Source organism: Stieleria marina, assembly GCA_007741555.1.
Taxonomy (GTDB): Bacteria; Planctomycetota; Planctomycetia; order Pirellulales; family Pirellulaceae; genus K23-9.
Window position 1 is genome coordinate 1,500,598 of record CP036526.1, and the last position, 19,831, is coordinate 1,520,428.

18 protein-coding genes are annotated in these 19,831 nt (G+C 54.8%); 10 read left to right on the forward strand and 8 right to left on the reverse strand.

Annotated elements, in window-relative coordinates; translation table 11 throughout:
• Positions 1-62: 62 nt before the first annotated feature.
• The 4 genes from rpsI to K239x_RS05270 form a co-directional block, all read right to left on the reverse strand.
• Positions 63-476 (reverse strand): 30S ribosomal protein S9, encoded by a 414-nt coding sequence (gene rpsI / locus K239x_RS05255; protein WP_145416655.1) that lies wholly within the window; start codon positions 474-476, stop codon positions 63-65.
• A 111-nt stretch (positions 477-587) separates the two neighbouring features.
• Positions 588-1,037, reverse strand: a complete 450-nt coding sequence (gene rplM / locus K239x_RS05260; RefSeq protein WP_145416657.1) for a 50S ribosomal protein L13 — start codon at positions 1,035-1,037, stop codon at positions 588-590.
• 180 nt (positions 1,038-1,217) lie between these two features.
• Positions 1,218-2,612, reverse strand: coding sequence for a cryptochrome/DNA photolyase family protein (locus K239x_RS05265; RefSeq protein WP_145422185.1), 1,395 nt, complete (start codon positions 2,610-2,612; stop codon positions 1,218-1,220).
• 252 nt (positions 2,613-2,864) lie between these two features.
• Positions 2,865-3,773, reverse strand: coding sequence for a response regulator (locus tag K239x_RS05270; RefSeq protein WP_145416659.1), 909 nt, complete (start codon positions 3,771-3,773; stop codon positions 2,865-2,867).
• A 206-nt stretch (positions 3,774-3,979) separates the two neighbouring features.
• Between K239x_RS05270 and K239x_RS05275 the strand changes: the two genes are divergently transcribed.
• Positions 3,980-5,434, forward strand: coding sequence for an A24 family peptidase (locus K239x_RS05275; RefSeq protein ID WP_419189700.1), 1,455 nt, complete (start codon positions 3,980-3,982; stop codon positions 5,432-5,434).
• 91 nt (positions 5,435-5,525) lie between these two features.
• Here the strand turns inward: K239x_RS05275 and K239x_RS05280 are convergent, their stop codons facing one another.
• Together K239x_RS05280 and aroE are read right to left on the reverse strand one after the other, a co-directional pair.
• Positions 5,526-5,984 carry a GNAT family N-acetyltransferase gene (locus tag K239x_RS05280; RefSeq protein WP_145416661.1) on the reverse strand — a complete coding sequence of 153 codons (459 nt, stop codon included), beginning with the start codon at positions 5,982-5,984 and terminating at the stop codon, positions 5,526-5,528.
• A 9-nt stretch (positions 5,985-5,993) separates the two neighbouring features.
• Positions 5,994-7,484 (reverse strand): shikimate dehydrogenase, encoded by a 1,491-nt coding sequence (aroE, locus tag K239x_RS05285; RefSeq protein ID WP_145416663.1) that lies wholly within the window; start codon positions 7,482-7,484, stop codon positions 5,994-5,996.
• Positions 7,485-7,859: 375 nt separating this feature from the next.
• Here aroE and K239x_RS05290 point away from each other — a divergent pair, with 375 nt between their 5' ends.
• From K239x_RS05290 to K239x_RS05305, 4 genes are all read left to right on the forward strand, one after another.
• Positions 7,860-9,113 (forward strand): outer membrane protein assembly factor BamB family protein, encoded by a 1,254-nt coding sequence (locus K239x_RS05290; RefSeq protein ID WP_145416664.1) that lies wholly within the window; start codon positions 7,860-7,862, stop codon positions 9,111-9,113.
• A gap of 133 nt (positions 9,114-9,246) precedes the next feature.
• The gene (locus K239x_RS05295) at positions 9,247-10,566 is read left to right on the forward strand and encodes a coproporphyrinogen-III oxidase family protein (RefSeq protein WP_145416666.1); all 1,320 of its coding nucleotides are present in this window, start codon (positions 9,247-9,249) and stop codon (positions 10,564-10,566) included.
• On the forward strand, positions 10,566-11,045 hold the full coding sequence (locus K239x_RS05300) for a glycine cleavage system protein H (protein ID WP_145416668.1): 480 nt from the start codon (positions 10,566-10,568) through the stop codon (positions 11,043-11,045). The genes K239x_RS05295 and K239x_RS05300 overlap by 1 nt, the downstream gene beginning before the upstream one ends.
• A 104-nt stretch (positions 11,046-11,149) precedes the next feature.
• Positions 11,150-11,407: a hypothetical protein gene (locus K239x_RS05305; protein ID WP_145416670.1), complete on the forward strand. Its 258-nt coding sequence runs from the start codon at positions 11,150-11,152 to the stop codon at positions 11,405-11,407.
• Positions 11,408-11,472: 65 nt separating this feature from the next.
• Here K239x_RS05305 and K239x_RS05310 read toward each other — a convergent pair whose 3' ends face one another.
• Positions 11,473-11,955 carry an FxsA family protein gene (locus K239x_RS05310; RefSeq protein ID WP_145416672.1) on the reverse strand — a complete coding sequence of 161 codons (483 nt, stop codon included), beginning with the start codon at positions 11,953-11,955 and terminating at the stop codon, positions 11,473-11,475.
• Between the two features lie 134 nt (positions 11,956-12,089).
• Between K239x_RS05310 and K239x_RS05315 the strand changes: the two genes are divergently transcribed.
• From K239x_RS05315 to K239x_RS05335, 5 genes are all read left to right on the forward strand, one after another.
• Positions 12,090-12,908, forward strand: coding sequence for a ThuA domain-containing protein (locus tag K239x_RS05315; RefSeq protein WP_145416674.1), 819 nt, complete (start codon positions 12,090-12,092; stop codon positions 12,906-12,908).
• An 89-nt stretch (positions 12,909-12,997) separates the two neighbouring features.
• Positions 12,998-13,855, forward strand: a complete 858-nt coding sequence (locus tag K239x_RS05320; protein ID WP_145416676.1) for an alpha/beta fold hydrolase — start codon at positions 12,998-13,000, stop codon at positions 13,853-13,855.
• A 30-nt stretch (positions 13,856-13,885) separates the two neighbouring features.
• A complete protein-coding gene (locus K239x_RS05325) occupies positions 13,886-16,018 on the forward strand; it encodes an outer membrane protein assembly factor BamB family protein (protein ID WP_145416678.1) in 2,133 nt (710 codons plus the stop codon).
• Positions 16,018-17,391, forward strand: coding sequence for an outer membrane protein assembly factor BamB family protein (locus tag K239x_RS05330; protein ID WP_145416680.1), 1,374 nt, complete (start codon positions 16,018-16,020; stop codon positions 17,389-17,391). The genes K239x_RS05325 and K239x_RS05330 overlap by 1 nt, the downstream gene beginning before the upstream one ends.
• Positions 17,388-18,512, forward strand: coding sequence for a hypothetical protein (locus K239x_RS05335; RefSeq protein ID WP_145416682.1), 1,125 nt, complete (start codon positions 17,388-17,390; stop codon positions 18,510-18,512). Before K239x_RS05330 ends, K239x_RS05335 begins: the two co-directional genes overlap by 4 nt.
• Here K239x_RS05335 and K239x_RS05340 read toward each other — a convergent pair.
• Positions 18,509-19,816: a tryptophan 7-halogenase gene (locus tag K239x_RS05340; RefSeq protein ID WP_145416684.1), complete on the reverse strand. Its 1,308-nt coding sequence runs from the start codon at positions 19,814-19,816 to the stop codon at positions 18,509-18,511. The genes K239x_RS05335 and K239x_RS05340 overlap by 4 nt on opposite strands.
• Positions 19,817-19,831 lie beyond the last annotated feature (15 nt).

The window sequence follows — 19,831 nt, forward strand, 5'->3', positions numbered from 1 at the left end:
AGTGATGCATTTGGTATGCCAACAGCCACTCTCGGGAGTGGTTGCGGCCAAAAACCAGTGATTTAGCGTTTGCTAAACTGGACACCACGACGGGCACCACGTAGACCTGGTTTCTTTCGTTCTTTCATTCGCGAATCTCGCGTCAGGTAACCACCTTCACGCAAGTCTTCGTGGAGAGCTTCATCGTAGCTGACCAGCGCACGGGCAAGTCCCATTCGTACAGCACCGCTTTGACCGGTTGTTCCGCCACCGTTGACGCGAACGAGCACGTCGACTTTGTCGCCAAATTCAACAGCAGTCAGCGTGGACGTGATCGCAAGGCGATCTTGGTCGTTCACGAAGTACTCTTCCAATGGCTTGCGGTTGATCGTGATTTTGCCACTACCGGGACGGATGCGGACTCGTGCAACGCTGCTTTTGCGTCGGCCGGTTCCCAGTGCATCGCCGTTAATTTTGTCTTTTTTGACCGCAACCATGAATCAAATCGGGTTTGTTAAATGAGGTGAAATTGTATTGTTGGCATTCGGATCCCTTAAGAACCCGAATTCATTTTGCAGAGTGATTTGCGAGTTTAACTGCCGAAGCAATCAAACTTTCTTGCTGGTTCGTTCCAATTCGGCGGGCTGTTGTGCCGAGTGGGGGTGATCGGGGCCGGAGTAGATTTTCAATTTCTTGATCACCTGGCTGGCCAATTTGTTCTTTGGCAACATGCGACGTACAGCGTGGTAGATCAGGTCTTCTGGTTTGCGCTGTTGGCGATCGCCGTAGCTTTCCAGTTTCAGCCCGGGATAACCGGTGTACCACGTGTAGTGACGAGCGTCCATTTTGCGTCCCGTCATCGCGACTTTTTCCGCGTTGATAACGACAACGAAATCGCCGCAATCGACGTGTGGAGTGTACTGCGGGCGATGCTTGCCCATCAAAACGACGGCGATGTCGCTTGCGAGTCGACCGAGCACTTCATCACTTGCGTCGACGATGTGCCACTGCTTTTCGACTTGGCCGGCTTTGGCCATGAATGTTGATTGAACCGCCACAGAACTGACTTTGGGAGGAAAGTATCGAATGTCTAAACACGCCCGGGACTCTGTCTTCGCGTCAACGGAAAGCGAAAATGGCCCTCAGGGAATCCAGGAACTTATCGACCGACCTGAAACTGGGCAAGGCCTTTCGGCGGGAATTACGGGGATTTCATGTCGATGCCCGTCCGCTCCGATTCAACCGTCTTGGGAATTGAACTGCTGCAGGTACTTTTTAAGCCGCAGCTTCTTTCGTGCGCTGTCGCTGGTCATGTAGCGAACACTGCCAAATATAGGGCGTTTGGGGCCCCAAGCCCGGTCGTAGCGGCCCAGCACCCAGAAAATCCCGCTATATGAATTAGGGTCACGCCCGTCCAAGCCATATTTGTTGTTCAGGTGAATCATGATCTCCAAGGCTTCATGGGGCGTCGCAGTCCAGTGCAAGATTTTTTTGCCCCAAAGCATCCGCATGTAGTTGTGCATGACCCCTGTTCGGACCAGTTCGGTCTGAGCCGCGTTCCAGAGTTCGTCGTGCGTTTCGGCCTGCTCGAACTGCTCCAGCAAATAGCGATAGGGCCGTGGCGTGGCTGTTTCGTCCGAAAGCGTTTTCTGAGCCCAGTTGGGAAGGGATTCAAATTTGTCGTAGGCATCAGGTTCTCGGGACGACAGATTGAACCCCATCTCACGCCAGGTCAGGACTTGATCCAAGAACGCTTCGGCTTGTTCGCTGGTATTCCAAAATGAGTGATTCTTGCCGTTCGCTTGGCTTGTTTGGTCGGGCGTCCAAGACTCCTGATCCAGAACGGACGTAACAATCTCGTGCGCCGAAATATGGCCAAAGTGCAGATGTGGGCTCAGGCCCGTCGTCGCGTGTTCGTCAGGATGATTTCGGTCGTCGCCATAGCGTGCCAGAGTTGCGGTGACGAATGTCTTCAGTCGTTTGCCTGCTTCGACGGGGCCGCCTGAAAGGTTGGGGTTGGGCTTAACTGTGTGGTCGATGGGGATTTTGGAAAGACCATCGGTTTCCAGTAAGGCGTCGAGGTCAGCCGCGGGCCATTTTTTTTGAATGGCTGCCGGGACGCCAGAAAGCGTTGGTAGTTTGATTCGCGATAGCGGGTCCGCTTTGGGCCCCTCTAAAAGTACATCTAGGATGTTCTTTTGCATCCATCGCCGATAACTGTGTGCGACGGTGAATGTCCGTTCGGCGTGACGTAGCGGCATGACGCCGTTGCTGTCGACCAGCTCCAGGCGTGCCGGAATCCGATCCTTGACGGCATCGATCATCGTCGGCAAAAAGAAACAGGGATATTCATCGGTGACCACCGTGCACGCTTTGCCTGCCAGTTGATGCAGCAGCGGTGTGCCAGCGCCCGGTTTGGGTTCCACGTACGGAAAGTACGTTACCGGTTTCTTGGCCAGGGCCGCGGCGTTGTCACGCATTCCCTGAATAATGAACCGGTGCAAACGGTCGCTGGCCCATTGGTACCGAACACGCAGAGGTTCCAGGATAAGAAGAGGTTTGCCGAATTGTTTGGCACGATCGACGGCATGCTGAAGCGCAAAGTTGTAGCGAGTCCGGCGAAAGGCGATCATCCAGTACAAGACGTAGTCGCCATCTTCGCGGACCGCGTGATCGTTGGCGTAGCGGTGACGAATACTAGGGATGGGCACGAAATTGCCTGAGAATTGCAGTGAAAGTAAGAAAGCACGACCGATGGAGGTCGGTGGCCTCGTGACGTGGATTTGCGTGACGTGAACGCGCGTGATGTGCACTCGCCGGACGCGTTACGCCATCAGAGCATACGTGCGGGGCAATCGGTTTGGGCTGTCACGGGGTTGGGGCTGTCACGCCTGCACCGCTTCGGGCTTGCTCTTGACCATCATGATTTCGTTGCCCGTTTCGTTGTGCTGGACGGAGTCCATAAACGCATTGATCAAAAGTAAGCCGCGGCCACCGACGCTTTCAAGATTTTCAGGGTCGGTGGGGTCTCCCAGAGCGGACGCATCAAAGCCAGGTCCTTCGTCGCGAATCAGGAATTCTGCGACGTCTTTGGTGGCATCCAATCGCACCAGTACTCGGCGGTCGCAGTACGGCGATTCGCTCCGTCGTTGGCCGATCATTTTGATGTAAGCCTGGCCGTCGTCTTTTTCACGCAATTCCGACGATACTTCCAAGTTGCCGTGAATCATGGCGTTGAGCAGAGATTCGCCCAAAGCCATGGCGACTTGCATCCATTCGGATTCGTCAAAGAGCTCCAGTTCGCGCGCGGCTTGTTCCAAGCGAGCGATCACTCCGGGAACCAGCGAATCATCGTTTTCGACTCTCAGTTCCAATGTCATTGCCGTCGTGTAGGGCAAGACCGACCGGATTTCCAAGTTGCCGTGGATGAGCGAAAGGACTTGGCGAATGGTTGGAGCCAAGGCGCGAGCGAGATCACGTTTGGGCACATAGCTCGCGGCACCTCGCTGAAGTGCTGCGGCGGCGATTTCTTCGCTGCCCTGGCTGGTCGTCAGCACCACCGGGACCAGTGGCAGCTGCATTTTGAGCTGTTCGGTTAGCTCCAGCCCGTCCATGCCCGGCATTTGCAGATCTGTGATGACGATGATCGGCGGATCGGCCAGTGCAGATTTGAGAGCCTCTTCTCCGTTGGCTGCCGTCTGCACTTGGAAGTCATTTTCTTCCAGCAGAATTTTCAACAGCTCCCGTTGCGTGGGGCTGTCGTCAACAACAAGGACTTTGTCAGATGCGGGCATTGACTTGGGAAATGGACGTGCAAACGAACTGAAGTTCCCGCCTCAGCCACAGAACTTAACCGGCCATCGGGAACGAAACGATACGCTCTAACATGGTAGCCTATTGAATTGAAGCGTGTGGCGTTTGGGGCGGATGCCGTGTGGGCAGGGCCGCCATAGGCTGACCGGTGGACCCCTTCGAATGAACCCCCATCGAATGAACCGCTGTGAACACGTCCTCGCGGGCGACATTTCACACGGCGAAGCTTGCAGGTGAATTGCTTTGGGGCGAAAAAGAGTCGACACTGTCACAGCGAGATGGTCCCGGGTGGCTGAGATCGCAACTGCTCCGAGCACCTTCTTTTAACCACGGATTTGACGCTTTGAATCGCCGGCGTTTTCGTTCTCGTTTGCCTTTTCTATTAGTGATATCGTCGGTCGCGATCGTCGCTCTTGCCTACATCTTTGGCATGGCGTGGTGGCAAAGTCGCGATGCAGCGTTTTTCGGCGCCGATGAGCTTTGGGTGCCACGCAGCATCGATGTATTGATCACGCTGTGGTTGCTTTGGATTGGTTCTGCAATCGGCAGTTTTTTGAACGTCGTTGCCTGGAGAATGCCGCGAGGCGTCAGTATCAATGGTCGTTCGCGGTGCCCGCGTTGCGAAACTGCCTTGAAACCACGCGACAACTTTCCCGTGCTCGGATGGCTGATGTTGGGCGGGCGATGCCGAATGTGCAAGCTTCCGATCTCTCCTCGCTATCCGATTGTCGAAGCCGCGGTGGGAGTATCTCTGGCTTTGGTCGGGATTGCTGAACTGTACCGGTTGGCGATCCCGCATCAATGGAACCATTGGCATGGCGGTCCGTTTTGGGCTCCCGTGGTCGATCGTTTTGTGATCATTGTGCTGATCTATCACGCCGTCGCAGTAGCCACGTCATGGGCGTTGGGGCTGGTTCGGTTGGACAAGCAAAGGTTGCCCGTGAACTTGACTGTGTTTGCGTTGCTGGCAGTCGTGGTGCCAATGTTGGCTTACCCGACGCTGATGATTGTTCCGTGGCAAACCGCTCGGCCAAGTGGTTGGATTCCAGACGGACTGCACATTGAGGCTGTGATGCGAGTCGTGTCGGCGCTAGTCGCTGCCGGACTTCTTGGTCGGTCTTTGGCATCGGGGCTTTGTCCGACCGCTGATCCCAAACTGGATCCACTAGGGCAAGGTACAACGCGGCTACTGGACTTGGTCGTCGTGATTGCCGTCCCCGCCGTGGTGGTTGGGTGGCAAGTAATTCCAGCGGTCGTCGTGGTCGCGTCGTTGATCGCGCTCTTGCTACGGAAAGTCGTCCGTTTGCAATCCGACATGTTCGGTTTTTTTTCGTTGGCGATGCCGATCGCATTGACGTTGCAGATCGTGCTTTGGCGGCGCCTTCACGGTGCTGCTTTCTGGCCGAGCGACGAAACTTCGCATTGGGTGATCTTACTTTGGGCTGCTGCCGCGTTGGCGTCGCCAGCCTGGCTGCGCGAGCCCCCGTCCAAGCCGGAGAGAATTTCTTTCGGCACCGAAGATGAACCGACCGAAGAAAAGCCGACTGAAGAAAAGCCGACTGAAGAAAAGCCTGGTACAGACGAGCCGGCTGCTGAAAAAGTGATGCCGGGCGATTGGGATGACTCTCGAGAGTCACGCTGACGACGGTAAAACGCAAGACAGCGCGGGTCGATCCGCGGAGTGACCCGCTGGCCAATCAATCAGAAAATTGGCCAGTTCAGCTCTGGCTGATTCACTCGGGATGGCGAGGTCGAAGCTGGCAAAAGAGTGCCTTTTTCTGGTCTGGCAACGAGTAGTCGAAGCCGCAGTTGTGCAGGAAATCTTCTGACGAACTAATCGCCAGCACTTCCATCACATTGAGTTCGCGTGCTCGGTCGACGCATTTCTGAACCAGTGACCGGCCCACTCCATCGCGTTGGTATTCTGTGGACACAGCGAGACACTGAAGTTCGGCCAGTTTGGGGCTGTAGACCTCAATCGCTGCAAACCCAATGCATCGTTCGCGATCATCGATGTTGATGGTCGCAACGAATCCGTGACGCGTCAGTTCGATGACTTCTGCTTCGGTGCGATCAAGCAACAAGTGCTGAGCAACGAAGGGTCTCATCAGTGCGTGGATCGATGCCGCATCGCTGGGCAACGCTTGTCGGATCGAAATGTTGTCGGGGAGTTTTTTCGTAGATTGGGACATCGGGCTGGTTCAGTGCAGCTGCACCGGGTTGGTCGCCTGTTTGATAGTTTGACGCATCAACAATGAAGGGGCTTCTTTGCCGGTGAACAGTTTGAATTGATACGCCGCTTGTCGCACAAACATGTCCACGCCCGTGATGAACCGGCTGTTGGCTTGTTTAGCGTGTTTGATTAGCAACGTGTTTTCGGGATTGTAGACGGTGTCAAAAACGACCATGTACTCGTTTAGCTGAGCGGCATCGTAGGGCGATCGGTCGACGTCCGGGTGCATTCCCACCGGCGTGCAGTTGACCAGCAAGTGCGGCTTGAGGGAGTGGCGTTCTTCCCATTCGATGGATCGACAACCAATTTCGGCAGCCAAGATTTGAGCTCGTTCGAAAGTACGCGAAGTCAGCGTGACTTCGGCGTGCCGTTGGCGTAGTCCCCAAGCGAGCGCCCGTGCGACGCCGCCCGCGCCTAGGATAAGAGTTTTCTTTCCTTTGAGCGATTCTTCTGCACCACGTTCGACGTCAAACGTTTGTTCGATGCAGTCCATCGCTGCGCGGTAGTCGGTGTTGTAGCCCAATTTGTCGTCGTCATGAAACACCATCGTGTTGATCGCACCGATGCCGGTCGCACTCGATTCGGCCTGAGTGCAATATTCGATCGACTTTTCCTTGTGCGGAATCGTGATGCTGATTCCATGGACGCCCAGTCCTGCGCAATTTTCCATGAAACAAGGCAGGTCATCTGCGGCAACTCGAAACGGCAGATAGCAAGCGTTTATATTGGCATCGCGGAAAGCAGCGTTGTGAATCAACGGGCTGTGACTGTGAGCGACCGGATCCGCGATGACTCCAAAGATGGCAGTGTCTTGGTTGATCTCTTCGTAGTGATAGAGATCGTTCATCTCTTTCCAGTTCAATTGGCCCGGCGCCATCTTTTTGTCAACGCTGAAGGTCGCATAAGTAAACGGCGATCCAACGCGGTTGGCCAAGATGCGTGTGACCATCCCCATTTCGCCCATGCAGATACCGATCGTGGGCACCTTGGCATTTTGAACCAAGTTCATCATGCGAAGGTTGTCGTCGAACGTGTTTGCCATCGACGCAATTTTGACGATGTCGGCGTCTTCCTCTGACATCGCTTCGTGCAACTCTTTCAAGTTATCCGGAGTGCCCGAAAAATCGTGGTAGCTGATAATGCGTTTGGTGTTGCCGTAACGCGGGATTTGAGATGCCACATCGGCTTCGATGTCGACATAGTCGGCACCTGCGGCGATGGACGATCGCAACACGGTCAGTCGCTCGTCTTCGCTGCGCATCCAGCGTCCGCCGTCTTCGCGTCGACGTGCGGTGATGACGACAGGGCCAGGGCGATCGTTCAGCAGACGCCCCAGGTTGATGGCGCGACCGATGTAGTCCAGACGCAGTTCGACAAGTTGGGCCCCTTGTTCGACCAAGTACTTGTGCTCGGCGATCATTCGCTTGTGTCGGGATCGGCCTAGGCTAACGCAGATCATGTATTTTGAAATTGAGTTGAGAATGAAGGGTCGAAGCTCAAGCCCCAGTAGCTTGGCCCGTCGGCGATTTGCCAATCAGCAACCGGCTAGGGAAAGAGACGGGGACTGTTCGGTTCGGTTCGCTCTAGGCCGGTTCGCTTCGCATTTGCGAAGGTTCGAGGCGAGTTGCGTAGTTTTGTCTATAATGACGCTTATAATAGACAGCGAAACCATCCCTGGCAGAGGGGTTTGTGTAGGTTTTTGAACTCACTGCGGTTGTTTGTTGAATTCCATCCCTAACAATGCACTTAACGCGAAAAGTCGTCGGACTCTGCCAATCGCTTTCTCGCCATTTCGCATTGATTGTCTCTCATTACTTCGGCAGTGAACTTGCTCATGAACAACAAATTGGCTTTCGCAGGGGTTAACAATCCGTTGGTGATTTGCCTGGGCCTGTTGTTATTGATGCGACCCGATGTGCCATCGGCTCAGTTGGTCGCGCAAGACAGTGGTTCGCCCGTTGCGCCCTCACCACCCGTCGCACCCTCACCAGCCGAATCGTCCTCGGTAGTTCCGACGAGCGGCCAGAGCGATTCAGTGCAAAACGACTGGTCGTTGCCGCGTGGAGACGCGGGGGCTTCCGGATCGACCGCGCATCAATTGCCCGACGACTTAGAGGTGCTTTGGGAGTACAAAGCGGCCGAGGCAATCGAATCGACTCCCGCTATCGTTGGCGATCGGGTGCTGTTGAGCGACGTGATGGGCCGGCTTTATGCGGTCGATCGGAAAACAGGAAAAGAGCTTTGGCAGAAAAACTACGACACCGGTTTCCTGGCTTCGCCCGCCGTCAAAAATGACCTGATGGTGATTGGCGATGTCGAAGGCAATCTTTATGCGATCAACACCGCCGATGGTGCACAGCGTTGGAAACAAACGACCGATGGCGAAATCAGCGGGTCGGCTGCCTTCTATCAAGACACGGTTTTGGTCACCAGCCAGGACGGCAGTTTGTATTGCTTCGAACTGAGCGACGGAACACTTGCTTGGAAATACGAAACCGGCGACCAGATCCGCTGCAGTCCGGCCCTGGCGAATAGCCGGACTTTTCTTGGCGGATGCGATGGACAGTTACACATTGTAGATGTCAAAACCGGCAAGTCGGTTTGCGAATCGTTGCCACTGGGCGGTCCAACGGGCAGTACCCCGGCGGTCAGCGGTGACCACGCGTTTTTGCCGACCATGGAAGGGGCGGTGCTGATGTTCGATTGGAAAAAACACTCGCAGCAATGGCGTTACGAAGATGAAGAGCGTTCGCAAGAGTATCGTGCCAGCGCTGCGGTTTCGGGAGATTATGTCATCGTCAGCAGCCAGTACAAACAGATCGATGCGATTTCGATTGCGACGGGCAAACGAGTCTGGCGACATACTTTAAAGCGTCGGGCCGATGCGTCGCCTGTGATTGCGGGCAACGATGTCTGGGTCGCGGCAACCGACGGCCGATTGGTTCGACTTGGGTTGAAAGACGGAAAAGAAAAATGGCACTATGAAGTCAAGGGTTCGTTCATCGGTGCTCCCGGAATCGCCGGGGGCCAGTTGTTCATCGCGGACGACGAAGGCATCGTGCGATGCTTTGGCCAGCGTGCTGGCTAAGTTTCGGCCAGCTAGCGGGATAATCCTTGTCCACGCGGCCGACTGACGCGTTTTAGCGACCATGGCGAACCGCCTCGCTTACACTAGACTATCTGCAACGATTCCTTGCAGTTCATTTAAATAAAGACCGCTCATGTCATCGGCAGCCAGCGACAAAAAGAAAACCGAAGTCGGTAGTTACTTCATCTCGAACTACCCTCCGTATAGCCAGTGGAACAAAGAGGAACTGCCCGCGGTGAAATCCGCGTTGGGCGAAACGGCCAAGGACGATACGCCGCTGGGGCTGTACTTGCACATTCCGTTTTGTCGCAAGCGTTGCAAGTTCTGCTATTTCAAAGTCTTTACTGATGTAAAGGCTCCCGAAGTTCAGCGTTACGTCGATGCGCTCTGCAACGAAATTTCGATGGTCAGCGAATTGCCAGTGATGGGCGATCGACCGTTTCGGTTCGTTTACTTTGGCGGAGGCACGCCCAGCTTTTTGTCACCCAAACAGCTGACGAAGTTGGCGGACCGATTGCGGCAACACATCACATGGGACGGAGCCGAAGAGGTGACGTTCGAGTGCGAACCGGGCACGCTGAGTGAAACCAAAGTCAAAACGCTGCGTGACCAATTGGGCGTGACGCGAATCAGTTTGGGGATCGAAAACTTCTCGGACAAACTGCTCGAAGAGAACGGGCGAGCTCACCTTTCCAAACAAGTCTTCAACGCTTGGGATTGGATCACCGCGGCGGATTTTCCCAACGTCAATATCGACTTGATCTCCGGGATGGTCGGTGAGACTTGGGACAACTGGCGCGAAAACATTCGTCGCACTTTGGAGTTGTCACCCGAGAGCGTGACGATCTATCAAATGGAGTTGCCGTTCAACACCGTTTACAGCAAAGACATTTTGGGCAACAAAGTCGAAAGCCCGGTCGCCGATTGGCAAACCAAGCGTGACTGGGTGAGCTACGCGTTTGACGAATTTATCAAAGCGGGCTACGCAGTCAGCAGCGCCTACACGGTCGTCAAAGATCCGTCGAAAGTGAATTTCTCCTACCGTGACAATCTCTGGCAAGGCGCCGATTTGTTGGCGACTGGCATCGCTAGTTTTGGGCACGCCAGCGGCGTGCATTACCAGAACCTGCCCGATTTGGAGCAATATCTGTCAACGATCGAATCAGGCGAATTGCCGTTGGGACGTGGGTTCGTTCCGACGGACCACCAGCGACTGGTTCGCGAGATGGTCTTGTTGCTCAAACGCGGCTACTTGGACGTCGGCTATTTTCGTGACAAATTCGGTGTCGATATCGTCGATCATTGGCGCGAGCAGTGGGATGGCTACATCAAAGACGAATGGGCGACGATTGATGGCGACACCATTCGTTTGACGCGTGATGGATTGCTTCGAGTCGATGCCATGTTACCGGCCTTCTTTGAACCCGAGCATCAAGGTGTTCGCTACACCTAATGGGTATCGACGAGAGCCAGCGATTTGAATTTGCGATGGGGGATTTTACGGCGGAATTCCCAACGGATCGCAGCTACGCAAAAAATCACATGTGGGCTTTGTGCGTTCAGCCAGATCGTTGGCGTTTTGGGCTGACCGCGTACGCTGTGCGACTGCTGCAGGACGTCTACTTTTTGGATTGGTTGGTAGAGCCTGATTCTCCCGTGGCCCATCGTGCGCATATCGGTTCGATCGAAAGTAAAAAAGCCGAAAGCGATTTGTTTTCACCGGTGCAAGGCAACCTCGTCGCGGTCAACGATCTGGCTCTGTCGGATCCCGCGATCATCAATGCCGATTGTTATGGCGAAGGCTGGTTGATCGAAATCGCAGCGACCGACGAATTTGCAAAAGTGCTGCTGGACCCCGACCAATATGCGGACCATTTGATCACGGCATGGGACGTGGCTCAAAAGACGATCAAGGGCCAAGCCAATACTTAGCGCAATGGCCAGGGTGATCGGAACGATGTTTTTCGGGCGTCGTTTTACTGCAAATGACAACGTCTGCGAGTGACCTATCTCGCCCTCCTGTTGGGACAATCTCAGTGATAGACAATTTTGTTGAAACCCGCGCGCGTAGCGTTTCTAAATCTTTTGCTTGGCGGTTTCTGGCCGTACTGAATAGCTTCACGGTTTTGACGTGGATGCCTACCAGTCGTCCGATTACCTACGCGATCGCGATGAACGTGAGCGGGTTTTTTCTGTTCTACTTCTTCGAACGAGGTTGCAACAAAGTTTCGTGGGGGCGAGTCCCGGCCAATGACTCTGCCCTGTCGGCCGAAACGGAAACCAAACCCGCTTAGGGACGTTTCATCAACATCGTTTCATTGATCAACGGTGTCTCAATGAGACGACCGAGCGTTGCAGGTCAGCTACGATGCACCGCTTTGGCGTCGATCGTAAACCCGTCGTCTCCCGGCCGGGCATTGTCGCGAAAACTAGCTGGCTGTTCTTCGCTGGCGTTGCCAGCTCCGGGGCCAACCTGAACTTTGAATCCACGCAAGTAGCGTGACAATACAAAGCGACGGACCAAGGCGCGTCCTGGCGGAATCAAAAGCGTAAAACCGACTGCGTCTGTCAGTAGTCCCGGCGTCAAAAGCAACGCGGCAGCAAACACGATCATCAATCCGTCTTGAATTTCTTTGCTGGGAGCGCGGCCTTGCCCAAGAGCTTCTTGGAATCGATACCAAGCCATGGCGCCTTCGCGGCGAGCCAGCCACGATCCTAGGATCCCCGTTCCGATGACGATCAAAAACGTCGTCGCAACGCTGGTTGCATCGGCCACCTGCAGCAGCAGATAAAGCTCTACCAACGGAACAACGATGAAAGCGGCCAAGAGCCGAAAGAACATGATATTGAAAATCCAAAAGGTGTATTTGTCAGACGATTCGCCGATGATCCCGTCACCTTGGCATTGTCGACTTGGTTAAACTACCAGTCACGCAGATTTCGTGCCAATCAACCAGAGCCTGTAGGAAGCCAGACATGTCGCTGATTCGTCCTTTTTGCCAGATTACCAAGCCGATTTGGCTGATCGCGTTGGCCGTAATCGTTACGACCGGAGGTTTTTCCGGAAGCCTCCTCGCTCAGTCCAAGGCTGACACCGATGGGACCAAGGGCGCAAAAAACGTGCGGGCTCTGCTGGTGACGGGCGGCTGCTGCCACGACTATCAAAACCAAAAACAAATCATCAGCGATGCACTTTCTGAAAAAATTGGCGACATCGACTGGACGATTCTGCACTACGGGGACAAGCGAGAGATCGAACCTGATATCTACAAAAGCGGCGATTGGATCGAAGGTTACGATATCGTTATTCACAACGAGTGTTTCGGCGGAGTGACGGACGGCGATTTTGTCAACGGAATCGTCGATGCCCACTTGAAGAGCAAGGTGCCTGCGATTGTGGTTCATTGTTCGATGCACTCGTATCGCAAAGCTCCCACGGCCGATGCGTGGCGTTCTCTGTTGGGAGTGACCAGCGTTCGTCACGAAAAGAAAAAGCACCCTCTAGACGTCGTGCCCACGGATGCCGGCAAGTCTGATCCAATCCTCGCGGGGATGGGCGACAAGTGGACGACGCCAAACGGGGAACTCTACATCATCGAAAACGTTTGGCCGACAGCGAAGGTGCTGGCAACGGTTTACAGCCAAGAGACCAAAAAAGACGAACCGGTGATCTGGAAAAACGAAATCAATGGGACGCGCGTCTTCGGCATCTCGCTTGGGCATCACAACGAAACGATGCAGGATCCCAAATGGAAAGCGATTCTCGCAAATGGCTGGAAATGGGCCGTCGAGTAGCCCGCTTTTCGCTGGGGCCGGTCAAGGAATCCGGTGTCAGCAGAGAAGAAACGCCACTTGGTTTTTGATGCGGGACGGAGAAGGCACCCTTGCACGAAACGTTCTTTTTGACCGGCCGCAGTGGCAAACTCGATGGACGTGTTTGGCGTGACGAAGAGGTCCAAGCACACCGCGTCCTGCTGTTTCTGCATGGCCTAGGGGATCATGGTGGACGTTTCAGAAAGTTGGCCGCTGAGTTCGCGGCAAACGGCTGGATCGTTGCAGCATTCGACTTTCCTGGCCACGGTCGATCGCCGGGCAAACGTGGGCAAGTTGAATCTTACGATGGACTGATCCATGACATTGCTCGCGCTCGAATTGACTTAAGAAAGCAATTTCCACATCTACCCCAGGTCTTGGTCGGCCACAGTATGGGCGGCAACTTGGCTCTCAACTATGCGATTCGGGCGGACGAATTTGATGAGAGCGATCATCCCTTGGCCGGGCTCGTTCTCTGTGCCCCGATATTGTTGCCAAAGAATCCACCGCCGCGTCCTCAGATTTTGGCTGCTTGGTTGACCGGGATCGCGATGCGATGGGTTTGCTTCAACAGTCCAGTGCCGATCGATTCTCTTTCGCGTGACAAGGATCGCGCGGCTGCGATTCAATCAGATGAGCTGCGCCACGAACGTGTGTCGCTCTATTTGGCCACGCAAATTCTCGCTGAAGGACGCTGGGCTCTGGATCATGCTCGCGATTGTGACGTCCGTACACTGGTTCTCTATGGTGATGACGATCCATTGATCGACACGACGGCGTGTCGCAATGTCGCGTTGCGAATCGGTGACAATGCAAGCAGCCGTGGCTTTCCTGAAATGCGACATGATCTTTTTGAAGACATCGGTCGCGAATCAGTGCTTGGTTGCTTGAACGAGTGGCTCGGGACGATCGAACGTCTATACTCGTGATTCCTACGACTCATTACGTTTGATGTATACATGAATCCTGTCAATCTATTGTCGATCGGAATTGTGATCGGCTGCACCAGTCTAGGCGTCGGCCGCATTGCTGCCGAAGAATCGCCGCCGTTTGCAGTGCACGCGGGCGTACGTTTTGTGAGTGCGTCGTCGGCGGAAATTCGATGGGAAACCACAAAGGCTGGGCCCTGCACGGTTGCCTATGGTCCGAGCAAAAAGCTCGGGCGGTTTGCTCAGTCGGACGTCAACGGCACATCGCATCGTGTCGTGATCGACGATGTGCAGCTTGGTCAAATGTACTGGTACCGATTCGGCAAGAAGCAAAACGGCAAAATGGTTTTTAGTCCGTTTTACCAATTCGATGCCAGCATGAATTACATGCCTGCGACAATGCCTAGCAGCACGACGACCGGAGAGGCAGCCGAAGTAATGAAGGCGATCGTTTCTCATTTAAAACAGAACGGTGGCTTTGCCGTGCTGTTTGAGTCGATCGATCGAGCCTGGGCAGAAAGCTTGGCGGCAAAGACCACGCTGTCGGTCGTTGCCGCCAAGAGTGATCCGGCTGCAGTCGATCAACTTCGGCGGGACTGGTACCAGCGAGCGATTTATGGACCGCGATTGTCGTCGCGTCTGATCAATACACTGCCGAAGTCGTTTGCCAATTTGATCATCACGCCGCTTGAGAACTTCAAGGACGCCGCGGCATACGTCTCTTCGTCGGGGCAAATCGTGTCGGTAGGCGGAAAACCGACCGCACCGGGTTTCGAGTGGACTGAGCTGAGCGAGGGAGTGTTTCTGGGTGACGCAATCGAGAGCCAGGCACTTGCTCAATGGGGACATCAGTACGGTTCAACTGGCAATGCCTCATTTTCTGGCGAGACACTTCGCGGGGTCGACAAAGCATCCGATTTGGCGATGAAATGGATCGGTCGTCCCGGGGCTGACTTTGGAATCGACAGAAATCCGCGGATGCCGGCACCGCTGGCTACCGGCGGTCGTCTGTTTCACCAAGGCATGAATCGAATGATTGCTCTGGATGCGTACAACGGCGCCGTGTTGTGGTCGCTGGAAATCCCCGATCTCCGCCGCGTCAACGTTCCCCGCGACAGCGCAAATTGGTGTGCCGATGAAGACACGGTCTACGCCGCGATCGGAGACCGCGCTTGGTTAATCGACGCCGCGAGCGGCCAGATGAAACAAACGTTCGAATTACCGGACAGCGAGGACGCGAACCTTGATTGGGGATACATCGCGGTTGCCGACGATGTCTTGCTGGGAACGTCGATGAAATCCGGGAGCGATTACGACAGCTTTTGGGGCAAGGCGTCTTGGTACGATGGCAAGGATGACGCCGCGACAGCGAAGGTGTGTGGCCAATCCTTGATCGCGTACGAAAAACAATATGGCGCCATTAAATGGCAGTATCCTGCCGATGCAATTGTTCATTCGACCATCGCCATTGCAGACGGGCGAGTGTATTTCGTCAAGGTTGATGATCCGTCTTTAAAGGACCAACCCACCGGAAAACTAGAAAACAAACAGATCTGGCAAAAAGCTTTGGTTGTTTGTCTCGACTTGCAAACAGGCCAACCGCTTTGGGAGCAGCCAGTGGCGAAGCAGAAGGATCAAGTGATCGTTAGCTTTGGATTGGCCGACGCGTCTCAGTACCTGCTGGAAACGTCCGGTGAAAACGAGTTTCACTTTGCCGCCTTCGACGCGGATTCTGGCAAGTCACGTTGGTCGCGCAGCGTGGCGTGGCCCGAAGACAATCATGGTGGTCACATGCAACACGCCGTGTTGATGAACGACAAATTATTTGTCCAGCCGCATATCATCGATGCAAAGACAGGTGCCATTTTGCAGTCCGACACGCTTGGCAAACGACGCGGCTGCGCAACGCCTGTCGGAGCTGGCAACTTTGTGATTTATCGTGGTGGCACCGGACCGTTGTCACTTTGGTCGCTTAAGGATGACAAGCCCACCGAATTTGCGCGTCTGCGGCCAAGTTGTTGGCTCAGCACGATTCCGGCACAGGGGATGTTGTTTTCTCCCGAGGGCGGTGGGGGATGCTCGTGCGGAGGTTGGATGGAAACGTCGATCGGTTTTGAACCCAACATGCGAGCGGTGAACCGCCAAGCAAAGGAGATTCGCTAATGCTGGGTCTGAATCCGCACACTGCAAAGGCTGGACTACTGAGTGCAGTTTTGTTGCTTGGGATGTTGAGTACCACGTACGGCGACTGGCCGACGTACCAGCACGACATTCGACGCAGCGGCGTCACTGACGAAACGCTCACCCTTCCGCTGGCTCAGTCCTGGGTCAACCAATCACTGCATCCGCCTGATCCTGCTTGGACAGGGCCAGCGAAATGGGATGCTTGGGCGGGCAACCGTGATTTGCAATCGATGCGGAATTTTGATCCGTGCTTTTTCGTGACTGCCAGCGAAGGCCGTGTCTTCTATGGTTCATCCGTCGATGACGCGGTGCATGCCGTTGATCTGGCAACGGGAGCCGAACAGTGGGTGTTCTTCACCGGTGCTGCCGTACGTTTTCCGCCCACGTTGCATGCCGGTTGGGCTTACTTTGGCAGCGACGACGGAACTGTTTGCTGCTGTGATCAAGCGAGTGGTGAACTCGTTTGGAAGAAAAACGCGGGGCCAGAAAACCGAGCGATCACCAGCAATCGCAAAATCATTTCGACGTGGCCCGTGCGAACCGGAGTTCTGGTTCACGAAGGGCATGCGTTTTTTGCGGGATCACTCGTCCCTTGGGAAACGTCGGTATTGTGGAAAGTCGATGCGCTCACAGGCAATCATTTGGCGGACGATTGTTTCCGGCGTGAAGTTGCAGAAGTCACTTTGCAGGGCGCGATGTTGGCTTCCTCTGATCGCCTTTATTTGCCCCAAGGTCGAGCGGCGCCGTTGGCGTTCGATATCGCGAGCGGCAAATCGCAAGGCGCCATCGGCGAAGCGGGCGGTGTGTTCTGCGTGCTGACCGAAGATGAATTGCTAGTCGCCGGGCCAGCAGATCAGAAGTCGGCCGACAACCAAATTCGCATCGCTGATGGAAGCAGTCGGCGGAAACTGGCCACCTTTGGCGGGGCGAACCGTATCTTGATCGATGGCACGCAAGCCTGGGTGCCCACGGACGGCAAGCTTCGAATGCTTGATCGAAAGGCTTACGTCGATGCGCAAGCAGCCATTGATGCGGCAGCGGCAAAAGTAAAATTAGAAAAACCGCCCACCGAAGCGGCGCAAAACGCATTGGCAGCCGCAAAGGCTGATCAAGCCGCTGCTTGGCGCTGGGAAGTCAAGTGTGCGACGCCCCAAGGGTTTATCAAAGCTGGCGACAAACTCGTGATTGGTCTGTCTAACCAAGTCCGCGTGTTGTCGGCCGTCACTGGCCAAACCCTTTGGTCGAATCCGCTGAATGGCATCGCGCACGGGCTGGCTGTTAGCGACGGGCGACTGTTGGTCAGCACAGGCAAAGGGCACATCTACGCGTTCGCACCGGAGTCGCTGCCGTGATCCGCGGACGAATCGCAGCCGCATTTGTTGCCATTTGTTTGATTGGTGTCAGCGTGGCTCACGCGTGCAAAGTGCCAGTCTTTCGCTACGCATTGGAACGCTGGCAAGCCGACAACTACCGAGTGGTGGTAACCAGTTCGGGGCCATTGAACGAAGAGCATCAGTCCGCGATCGAAAAACTGAAGCAGTCTCCAGCGAACACGGTGGTGGAGGTCATTGATTTGAGCTCTTTGAGCGAAGCGGACCTTTGGCAACTGGAAGGCGGCGGGCAGGAAATCGAATCGCCGACGTTGCAAGTTTTCTATCCCGAACGCAATGGACAACGAAAGCTCTGCTGGCAGGGGGAACTGTCCACGGCAAACTTGTCGGCTTGGCAATCGTCGTCGTTGCGAAACGACATCGCCAAGGATTTGCAGTCAGGGGTTTCAGCCGTTTGGGTGATCGTCGACGGGAAAGAACCTGCTGCCAATGACAAGTTCGCGGTCGAGCTCCGCCGGAGCCTCGACCTGGCATCGCAGTCGATCACTCTCGCTGATGGGGTGATCCTTCGCGCCAACGCAGCCGAGTATTTTAAAACTCATCCCGATGCATCGATGGATGACGTGCTCCGAAGTGATGTACCGTTGAGAATCGAGTTCAAAGTTCGACGGCTCGGTTCGCAGAGCAATGAGTTAGCGTTTCGCGCGATGATCCAAGGGTTTGCCGAGAACGTTTCAGCGCCCTATGCGTTTCCTGTGTTCGGACGCGGACGAATGATCGAACCACTTCGGGCCGATCAGTTGACCGACGATACCATTGTTTCTGCTTGCAACTACTTGGTTGGCCAATGCAGTTGCACCATGAAATCGTTGAACCCGGGCGTTGATATTCTGCTGGACACGAACTGGCAACAATCGCTGGGAAACGAAATTGTGTTTGTCGATAATTCGGCCCACCAACTTTCTGGTCCGATCCAGATTCCCGTCGGATCGATTTCAGACGACGCCAAACGCGATACTCAGCAGCCCAAGAAAACGCTTCACGCAGGTCGAGTGCTGTTGGCGATTGGTTTGCCTGTGGCGATTGTCATGTCACTGATCATTGCGGTTTCGATCGTGATGCGACAATGGACCGAGCGTTAAACGGATCTTGAAGGCCGAGCCGATGGATCCAAGTTGAAGTGAGGGCCGATACTGGGGGATGTCTCTCTCAGTCCGGCAGCGAGTTGTGAAAAACTGAGTTTGTTGTACCCGCCAAAATTAGGTTGGGCGGGACCATTCATTCCCCAGCGTTCTAGATCCGTCGGCGTGTTTAATTCAGCCAGCGCGGCAGCTGAAACCGAGTTTGATTGGGCTAGTAGTTCGTCAAACTGCCGAAAGATCTGGCCAAGCTCTGGGGCTTGGGTGACTTGCTGAAATCGCTGCTTTGCAGTCTGCCAAAACGGCGTGTCGTACTGAGATCCAGCGGCGTAGTGCCAAGCGATGAAAATCGAGATTTTGATCAGGGTGTCTTCGTGGATTCGATTGATTCGATCAGTCGCTAGGACCAATGGCAGGCCTTGATCTTGCAGCGTTTTCCAGTGCGACAGCAAGTGCAACTGTAGCGTGATGACACTGATCGCGGTTGCTTCGAGTGGCTCCAGGAATGAGGCGCAGTTGCCGATGTGAAAAACGCCTTGGTCAAAGACACGCCGACGGGCAAAATTCGGGAAGTCCAACTGACGAAACGGATTGTGCCCGGAGACGCCTGTCTCCTTCAGAAATGCCAGAAAGTCCCGTTCGATGCCGCTTCGCGTGGTTAGCTGTGAATTGTAGACATAACCCCAAGATGTTTCGTTTTTTAGCGGAATGCGAAACACCCATCCCAGCGGTCGGGCGATCGCTTTGGTGATCGTCTCGCCGTCGGCAAAAGGAGACTTGGTCACCAGGGCGCTATTCGTCGGGATCCAATCGAATCGATGGATTTCGGTTTCCGATGGGCAGGGAAACCCTCGGGCATCGATCACTAAGTCGGCATCGATTTGCCGTCCGCGATGCGTCGTGATGATTGAACGGTCGCCCGATGTGTCGATCGATTCAACCGAATCGTTGATGTGATCAAACGAACTGCGACTGGCCAATAGCTCGGGAAGCCGAGCGGCGGAGAAATGCACGGCTTGCTGAGACCGTGGCAAAAATTCGTGTTCAAAATCACTTTCGCGTGTTCCCCAGCCATGAAAGCTGATGCCACGTTTGCGAGTCACGTTGCAGTGATTTACCAGATCGTCGAACGTGATGCCGATCGTTGAGAGCCAATTGACAAAGTCCGGCGTCGTTCCTTCGCCAACACCAATGGTTGGCCGGTCGCGATCATACAGATGAACCAACTGAGCATTCGGCCATTGTTTGGACAGGTGTGCCAAAGCCATGTGCCCAGCCGTACCGCCACCGATGATCGCTACCCGCATCTGATTGCCCCCAGT

Coding starts and splice junctions, on each gene's coding strand:
- K239x_RS05290 (WP_145416664.1), top strand. CDS start 7,860: ATGAACAACAAATTGGCTTTCGCAGGGGTTAACAATCCGTTGGTGATT.
- rpsI (WP_145416655.1), bottom strand. CDS start 476: ATGGTTGCGGTCAAAAAAGACAAAATTAACGGCGATGCACTGGGAACC.
- K239x_RS05310 (WP_145416672.1), bottom strand. CDS start 11,955: ATGTTCTTTCGGCTCTTGGCCGCTTTCATCGTTGTTCCGTTGGTAGAG.
- K239x_RS05340 (WP_145416684.1), bottom strand. CDS start 19,816: ATGCGGGTAGCGATCATCGGTGGCGGTACGGCTGGGCACATGGCTTTG.
- aroE (WP_145416663.1), bottom strand. CDS start 7,484: ATGATCTGCGTTAGCCTAGGCCGATCCCGACACAAGCGAATGATCGCC.
- K239x_RS05300 (WP_145416668.1), top strand. CDS start 10,566: ATGGGTATCGACGAGAGCCAGCGATTTGAATTTGCGATGGGGGATTTT.
- K239x_RS05265 (WP_145422185.1), bottom strand. CDS start 2,612: ATGATCGCCTTTCGCCGGACTCGCTACAACTTTGCGCTTCAGCATGCC.
- K239x_RS05325 (WP_145416678.1), top strand. CDS start 13,886: ATGAATCCTGTCAATCTATTGTCGATCGGAATTGTGATCGGCTGCACC.
- K239x_RS05280 (WP_145416661.1), bottom strand. CDS start 5,984: ATGTCCCAATCTACGAAAAAACTCCCCGACAACATTTCGATCCGACAA.
- K239x_RS05295 (WP_145416666.1), top strand. CDS start 9,247: ATGTCATCGGCAGCCAGCGACAAAAAGAAAACCGAAGTCGGTAGTTAC.
- K239x_RS05270 (WP_145416659.1), bottom strand. CDS start 3,773: ATGCCCGCATCTGACAAAGTCCTTGTTGTTGACGACAGCCCCACGCAA.
- K239x_RS05330 (WP_145416680.1), top strand. CDS start 16,018: ATGCTGGGTCTGAATCCGCACACTGCAAAGGCTGGACTACTGAGTGCA.
- K239x_RS05315 (WP_145416674.1), top strand. CDS start 12,090: ATGTCGCTGATTCGTCCTTTTTGCCAGATTACCAAGCCGATTTGGCTG.